Consider the following 595-nt stretch of genomic DNA (forward strand, 5'->3'; position numbering starts at 1 on the left):
CTGCCCTTTCATTGTCGAAAAAATCATCATCAGGATCGACCAACCGACTTTTAGAAAGTGAATCTAAAACGGCACTACCCAATTGGCTATCAGTTACATCGGGAGATAGAACATGTTCGTGACTTTGAGGATCAGCTCTAAGCAGGCGATACCCAGAATAAGTTTTGACAGAGTAAAAATCACCATTAAATTTGGCACTCGCATTCAGTCCTTGATCAAAATCTGTATTCATTATTTCACCACTGTAATTTTAACGTTTACATTCTTATCCGCACCATAAGCAATTGCATGATTAATCTGCTCCCACTGCTCAGGGGTTGTAGTCTTTGGAACGGCGATACGTACTTCACGTTGTGATATCATATTCATCTTAATTATATCTTCACCCTTTCCCGCTTCTTTAAAGTTAACTACTGCATCAATATTCCCTTTCATTGATGTATATATCTGTTTAGGATCTTTTACCCGCGCTGCTGTACGAGTATCCAATGTCTTAACACTGGTAGCTATCCCTGTTTTCTGATCATAAAAATCAAACGTCCTGAAATTCTCTGGCAGTCGAGAACCTGCTGGCATCTGCGTAGCAACAAAATCC

At 39.8% G+C, this 595-nt stretch carries 2 protein-coding genes; both read right to left on the minus strand.

Going from position 1 to position 595, the window contains the following annotated elements; all coding sequences use genetic code 11:
* The coding region (locus tag AM629_RS21435; protein ID WP_152912072.1) for a contact-dependent growth inhibition system immunity protein at nucleotides 1–232 on the minus strand (232 nt) is incomplete at its 3' end.
* A partial coding sequence (locus AM629_RS21440) for an endonuclease toxin domain-containing protein (protein WP_476704006.1) occupies nucleotides 232–595 on the minus strand: 364 nt, incomplete at its 5' end. The genes AM629_RS21435 and AM629_RS21440, both read right to left, overlap by 1 nt.

The sequence above is a fragment of the Photorhabdus heterorhabditis genome (assembly GCF_001280945.1).
GTDB classification, from domain to species: Bacteria; Pseudomonadota; Gammaproteobacteria; order Enterobacterales; family Enterobacteriaceae; genus Photorhabdus; species Photorhabdus heterorhabditis.